The organism is Pseudomonas leptonychotis (assembly GCF_004920405.1).
Classification (GTDB): domain Bacteria; phylum Pseudomonadota; class Gammaproteobacteria; order Pseudomonadales; family Pseudomonadaceae; genus Aquipseudomonas; species Aquipseudomonas leptonychotis.
Genome location: NZ_RFLV01000004.1, coordinates 281,209 through 287,932 on the forward strand (window position 1 = coordinate 281,209; position 6,724 = coordinate 287,932).

General features: G+C 56.8%; 4 protein-coding genes and 1 pseudogene. 3 read left to right on the forward strand and 2 right to left on the reverse strand.

Annotated features, from left to right (window positions below; translation table 11 throughout):
• Positions 1 to 58 precede the first annotated feature (58 nt).
• The 3 genes and pseudogenes from D8779_RS18065 to D8779_RS18075 form a co-directional block, all read left to right on the forward strand.
• Positions 59 to 1,846, forward strand: coding sequence for an alkyl/aryl-sulfatase (locus tag D8779_RS18065; protein WP_136665858.1), 1,788 nt, complete (start codon positions 59 to 61; stop codon positions 1,844 to 1,846).
• A 125-nt stretch (positions 1,847 to 1,971) separates the two neighbouring features.
• A complete protein-coding gene (locus tag D8779_RS18070) occupies positions 1,972 to 2,223 on the forward strand; it encodes a DUF1145 domain-containing protein (protein WP_136665859.1) in 252 nt (83 codons plus the stop codon).
• A 113-nt stretch (positions 2,224 to 2,336) separates the two neighbouring features.
• Positions 2,337 to 2,516, forward strand: a pseudogene (locus tag D8779_RS18075) (EAL domain-containing protein); the annotation flags it as partial.
• A gap of 140 nt (positions 2,517 to 2,656) precedes the next feature.
• On the opposite strand, the gene D8779_RS18080 reads toward D8779_RS18075, so the two are convergent.
• The gene (locus D8779_RS18080) at positions 2,657 to 2,995 is read right to left on the reverse strand and encodes a tryptophan synthase subunit beta (protein WP_136665860.1); all 339 of its coding nucleotides are present in this window, start codon (positions 2,993 to 2,995) and stop codon (positions 2,657 to 2,659) included.
• A gap of 73 nt (positions 2,996 to 3,068) precedes the next feature.
• A partial coding sequence (locus D8779_RS18085; protein ID WP_205895843.1) for an Ig-like domain-containing protein occupies positions 3,069 to 6,724 on the reverse strand: 3,656 nt, incomplete at its 5' end.

Sequence of the window (6,724 nt, forward strand, 5' to 3'; positions counted from 1 at the left end):
AATTATTGGCGTTGATTGACCAATCTGCCAGCACTGCCAATCACAATGAGCCTCTCACATGTTTCCACTCACTCGAATTGCTGCGGTGCTGCTGAGCCTGACGTTACCCTTGGCGAGCCACGCGGCCCTGCCGGATGAACAGATCTCGGCCTCGATCAACCCGGAACTGGCCGAACACACCAAGCATTTTGCGCAAAAGGTCTACAAGATTGCCGACAACGTCTACTCCGCCGTTGGTTGGCAGCTGGGTAACGTAGCGATGATTGAGGCGCCGGAAGGGCTGATCATCATCGATACCGGCGAGTCGGTCAGTGAATCGCGCAAGATCATGGCTGAATTCCGCAAAATCACCGACAAACCGGTTAAGGCGGTGGTCTACACCCACTTTCATCCGGACCATATCAATGGCGTGAAGGCCTTCGTCACGGAGGAGCAGGTGCGCAGTGGCGAGGTGCAGATCATTGCCCATGAAACCTTGTTGGCTAATGTGGTGGCCCAAGGTGCGCTGGTTGGCCCGATACTCTCGGTGCGTTCCGGCTACAGCTTCGGGGCTGCGTTACCGGCCACTGACCATGAACAGATGAACGCGGGTATCGGTCCGTTGGCCAAGGCTGAGGCCTCGACGTTTATTGCGCCGACTCTGACCTTCAAAGACAAGCTCGACACCCGCATCGCCGGTCTGGACCTGCAATTTTTACATGTGCCTAGCGAAGCGCCGGACGAGATCATCGTTTACCTAGCGGATAATCGTGTGCTGATTAGCGCCGAAGTGGAGCAGGGGCCGACCCTGCCGAACATCCATACGCTGCGCGGCACCAAGTTCCGCGACCCGGTGGTGTGGGTCGAGAGTCTGGACAAACTGCGCGCCTACCGGGCCGAACATATGGTGCCGTTGCATGGGCGTCCCGTCAGTGGCGAGCAAAACGTTGAGGAAGTGCTGCGCATGACCCGCGACGGTATTGCTTATATCCATGATCAAACCGTGCGCTGGATGAATAAGGGTCTGACCCCGGATGAGTTGGTCGAGAAGGTCAAACTTCCGCCACATCTAGCGGGTTACACGCCTTATTTGCGTGAGTATTACGGCACCGTGAAACACAGCGTGCGGCAGATCTACAACGGCTACCTGGGCTGGTTTCAAGGTGACCCGGTGGATCTGGACCCACTGCCACCGCAGGATAAGGCGCAGCGTCTGGTTGCCCTGATGGGCGGGCGTGAGAAGGTATTGTTGGCTGCCGGTGATGCGTACCTCGAAGGCGATTATCAGTGGGCCGCCGAATTGTCAGGCTATGCCATCCGTCTTGATCACGATGACCCGCTGGCCCGCGATATCAAGGCCCGCAGCTTCCGCAAACTCGGTTACGCGAGCATGAATATCAACTGGCGCAACTGGTACTTGATGAGTGCTATGGAGCTGGAAGGCAAGCTGGACGGTGATGAGGTGCAGCAGATGGCACTGAGCATGCGCAGCGCATTTCTCTCGGCCGACATGCTGAAAACCTTTCCGGCGCGAGTCTTCCTGCAAAACTGGATTACTCGGGTCGACCCAGACAAGGCCAATGATGTCGAACTGACCCTGGGCTTCAGCTTCCCGGATATTGGCGAGGAGTGGGCGTTAGAAGTGCGCCGCGGTGTGGTGCAACTGCATCAGGGCATTCCCGCGGGCACCACGCTCAAGCTGACCCTCGACAAGACATACTTGGATACCGTGATGAGCGGCGAGAACGGTTTACTCAAGGGCGCGCTGTTGGGTGATGTGAAGGTCGATGGCAGCTTGCTGGAGATCAAATCGTTCCTCGGCTGCTTCGATTTCAGCGAAGCGCCGATTGCTCTGACGCTGCGCTGAATGAGTTGATAGCGGCTCGACCCGACCAAAGTGCGGATAGGCGCCGAGCAGGTTCAGGGCAGACTAGCAGGGCGTTATTCATGGCCTGCTGGCCTGCGGTTATTCACCTGACCACGGAGTGATTCATGTCTGTTCTGCTGTTTGTCAGAGGCGCACTGGCGACGTTCTGGTTGCTCGCGTTGCTCAACCTGATTTACCCCATGGGAGAGGGCTGGTACCTGACAGTCAACCTGATTGCCGGTGCCATGTTGCTGGCCCATGTTGGCGAGCTGCTGCTGTTCAATGCCCGCCTGGTCAATCTGCCGCAACCTTGGTGGCACCGCGTGCAAGTGCTGCTGTTCGGCTTTATCCATCTGCGTGGTTTACCCAAGCTTTAAACGGCCAAGCCTGTGTTTGATTAGCGGTCGCATTACCTGCTGCGGGCAATGCGACCGCCATCGCAAACAGCCCTTATTGTTTGCGGCCAACTACCCTCGCAAGTGCTGTGGACATCGATCAGGAGAATGACAAACGTCTGTTTATCGAGGCCATGCAGCGTGCAGCCAACAGCATCGATCTGCCGCTGATTGCCGAGCGAGTGGAAAGCGAAGGGGAGTGGCGAATGCTGCGTGTTATGGGCATCAACGGCGTACAAGGGCGCCTATTCGATGAGCCAGGACCTTGGCGCTGAGTGACGTGCGGTGCGGCAGCCTGAGCAATGACTATAGGGATTGGGGACGATTTGTTATGAGCAGACCGTCGCGACGATAGGCTTCCATTTCGCAGTAACAATGGGGCGTGCGATCCAGAAGCCGCCTGGGTAGCAAACCGTTAGATAAGCTCTGACTCATCGTCATTGATCAACCGGTGCAAACCACCCAGTGCATCCCGCGCCTTACTGCGGCCTACCAGCTTGCCCTGCGCCGCCTCCGGCAGATCAGTAATGCGCACTACGCCTTTACGGATCAGTACGGTGATCAAATCTTCCAGCACCCGAATCATGTCCAGATCGCTTTGCTTGAGTTGCAACAGGCTGCTTTCGACTGTTTGATTGGCATACCAGGCTTGAGCTTCCTGGCTATCGGCCAGTAGTTCGCCGTCCATACCTTCGAAAGGCGCTGCTTCCACCTGCTGCAAATTGCCCCAGGCGTCCCGCTTTACATACAACATCGACCGCTCCTTGCCTTGTTGGCTGCCCCGAATAATACAACCCCGCCACCTTATGGTAGCGGGGTTGGGTTGATCAGGTGTGGTCGACTTTGATCATGGGGTCCGCACCGGCGATCAGCGAGTTGACCAGATCGGCCTGACTCAGGTTGCCAGGGTTGATATTGACCGGATTACCACCATTTTCCAGTTTGATCGTCATGTCGGCGTTGCTACCTGTGGCATTGAGCACCCCAGTTGTGCTGATTTGCAGAGTGGAGGTGGCGGTGTCTACGCGCAGGTAGTTGAGAATATTGCCGTCATTCTCGCCTTGTAGCAGGTCATGCAAGTCGATGGTGTCTCGCGATGTGCCGCTGATATTGAAATCTTTGACCACGTCATTCCCCAGGTCGCCACGCTGCCAGAGCAACAGGTCTCTACCCGCACCGCCTGTGAGGGTGTCGTTGCCCAGGCCGCCGCGCAGGATGTCATCGCCCTCGCCCCCATTGAGGATGTCGTTACCGGCATCACCGCTGAGGTAATCGTTACCGGCGTCGCCATTCAGCGTGTCATTACCGATACCGCCATAAAGGTGATCGTTACCGGCTCCACCGTTTAGCGTGTCATTGCCTGCACCGCCATAGATCAGGTCGTTACCGGCGCCGCCGTTAAGGGTGTCATCGCCGTTGTAACCACGGATTAGGTCGTTGCCTGATGTGCCTGTAAGTGTGTCGTTACCGGCAGTCGCTGTGGTCACAGTGTTGGTGGTCTCATCGACAGTCACGCTAAACGACTGCGTACTGCTGGCCGTGCTGCCATTAGCCGTTTCTGTCGCGGTGCCGGTTAGCGTTAGGTTCAGCGTGCCGGTGTAGCCAGCAGGCGGCAACAAGTGCAGGTTGCTTAGATCGCTGGCGGCCAGCGTCCAGCTACCGTTGCCATTGTTGGTACCCGCGCTCAGGCTGGCACCATTGGGCAGCCCCGAAAGCACGAGGCTCAGAGACTCAGAGCCATCTTTGTCGACCAGCTGTGCTGCGAGTAGGAGTGCAATTGGGGCACCGTACAGCATGGCGCTGCCGCTTTGGCTGAAGTTAGCCCTGGACAATGACAGTGATGAGTCTTTGAGGCTGTCGCGGCCATTGAGTACCAGCCAGCTGAAGCTGTAGTTGCCACTCTGGGTCGCGGTATAACTGAATGTGCCGTTACTGGTGAGACTTGGGAACTTAGACTCTGAGGAGTCCACTAGGAAGGTTTCACGGTTACCGTTAGGGCCCGTTACGATTAATACCACCAGGTCGTTGTAACCAGCCTGCACTTCGCTCGAGATATCTTCCCCATTGGTGAAGGCATAGTTCCAATTGACGGTGGTGCCGCCTGCCATGCTGTAGTTCGACTGAGTAGTTTTCCCGTCGACTACATCAACATTACCGTTGTGATTAACATTTGGCCCGCTTGGATTAAAGCGATTGTCGAGGAAGCCAGCAGCCAGGCCCAGCTCGGCTTCTAGATTGGCTTGTGAAATACCATCACCGGCGTTGAATGCGGCTGTATTGATCGGCGTGTCGGTGCTACCCGTCGAAATGACCGTGGCACCTGGGCTTAGGGCAAAAATATTGGACACCGGCGAGAGCAATGGTGCATCGGCTTGCGGTGTGACCGTCACGCTTACCTGGGCGCTGGAGGTGCCACCCTTACCATCAGTAATGCTGTACTGAATCAATGCCGTGCCACTGAAGTTGCTGGCCGGGGTAAAGCTCAGGGTGTTGTTGGCGTTCACTACCACGCTGCCATTGCTGGCCGTGGCCCCGGTTACCGTCAGGAGGTCACCGTCAACATCCGTGTCGTTGGCCAGCACATTGATAATTACAGGCGTGTCTTCGTTGGTTGTAGCGCTATCGGCAACTGCCACAGGCGCATCGTTGACGGCTTTGATGCCGATAGTCGCCGTGGCCGTCGCAAGCCCGCCCAGGCCGTCGCTTACGGTGTAGGTGAAGGTGGCTGGGCCGTTGTAATTGGCGTTCGGGGTAAACACCACATTACCTCCAACCAGTGCGACCGAACCCTGAGTTGCGCCTTGCACGCTCAGAATGTTGATGGCATTGCCATCTGGGTCGCTGTCGTTGCCGAGCAATGTGGACGGAGTGATGGTCAGCGCCTGATCTTCGTTGGTCACCAAGGCCGGGTTTTCATGTTGCAACGAACTGCCGCCGAGCACGCTGTAGGATCCGCCTTGTGGCCGCAGTTCGATAGTCAACTGCGCCGCACCGCCCTGATCCCAGTAAACGATCTCTATCTGCTGAGTGCCGCCTTGCGGAACAGTGAATGTCAACGATTCACGAGCGGTGGCACCTTGGTTGCCGTTGTATTCGGCAACTGTCTGGCCATTAATGCGGATGCTGTAGCCGTCATCTGCCGTTACACGGAACTGATACGTGCCAGCCGCCAGATTAACGATGCCATTGAGTTTGATAATGGCATCAGACGTATTGCCAGGGTCACTCGACAGGCTGCCAGCATCTCCTTTCAGAAAGGACTGTAGGTTTGTGTCATTGCCTAAGCCGCCATTGCTTACGGGCCCATAGTTAAGGCTGGTAGCGGAAAAAGTAGCTGTGGGCGCACGTCCACTAATAAATGTTTCAACCTGGCTTAGGTTGGTCAGGTTGGCACCATTCGTGGTCTCGTTGTAACCGAAGTACTGACCTACAAGCCCAGAAACCAGGTAATTATCATTAACGGCGATAGGGTCACTGTTGAGGTTCAGGCTGCCCGCATTACCCGCATTGCCTGCTAGGTCGTTATAGCTGCCAGCAGGCAAGCTAACGCGAGGCGACCCACCGCCTGTTGAGGTAAATGAGGCTGTCCAAACTGCTGGATTAGCCACCGATTGCACCAGGTTGCTAATAGTGCCGCCCGAAGGATTGATATCTCCCGCAGTAAAACCAGTGACAGCCTCACTGAAGGTAAAGGTCAGTGTTGTGGTATCCCCGACGGACAGGTTGCTGTCGTTAGTGCTGATTACCACAGTCGGTGCTTGGGTATCGATCTGGTAATTGGCGCTGGTTGCCGTGGTGCCGGCGTTACCCGCCAGGTCGTTGTAGGTGTTGGCCAGGCTGATCAGGTTAGTGGTGTCGGTAACGTTGGCACTCGGGGTAAACGTCCCGGTCCAGGTGACACCGCCATTGCTGCTGCTCAGGGTACTCAGGGTGCCGTTCTGCACGGTCACGTCAGCATTAGCGAAGTTAGTAACGGCTTCACTGAAGGTGAAGGTGACGAGACTGGTTTCACCGATGCTGAGGGCGTTATCGGCCATGGTGATGGTGGCAGTCGGTGCTTGGGTGTCGATCTGGTAGTTGGCGCTGGTGGCCGTAGTGCCGACGTTACCCGCCAGGTCGTTGTAGGTGTTGGCCAGGCTGATCAGATTAGTGGTGTCGGTTATGTTGGCACTTGGGGTGAAGGTACCGGTCCAGGTGACACCGCCATTGCTGCTGCTCAGTGTGCTCAGGGCACCGTTCTGCACGGTCACGTCAGCATTAGCGAAATTAGTAACGGCTTCGCTGAAGGTGAAGGTGACGAGACTGGTTTCGCCGATGCTGAGGGCGCTATCTGCCATGGTGATGGTGGCAGTCGGCGCCTGGGTGTCGATCTGGTAGTTGGCGCTGCTGGCCCCGGTGCCGGCGTTACCGGCGGTGTCGGTGTAAGTCGCGGCGACGGTGATCAGGTTAGTGGTGTCGGTCACGTTGACGCTTGGGGTGAACG

What these genes read in the sequence shown, in the direction of transcription:
- D8779_RS18065 (WP_136665858.1), top strand. Translation starts at nt 59, where the DNA reads ATGTTTCCACTCACTCGAATTGCTGCGGTGCTGCTGAGCCTGACGTTA.
- D8779_RS18070 (WP_136665859.1), top strand. Translation starts at nt 1,972, where the DNA reads ATGTCTGTTCTGCTGTTTGTCAGAGGCGCACTGGCGACGTTCTGGTTG.
- D8779_RS18080 (WP_136665860.1), bottom strand. Translation starts at nt 2,995, where the DNA reads ATGTTGTATGTAAAGCGGGACGCCTGGGGCAATTTGCAGCAGGTGGAA.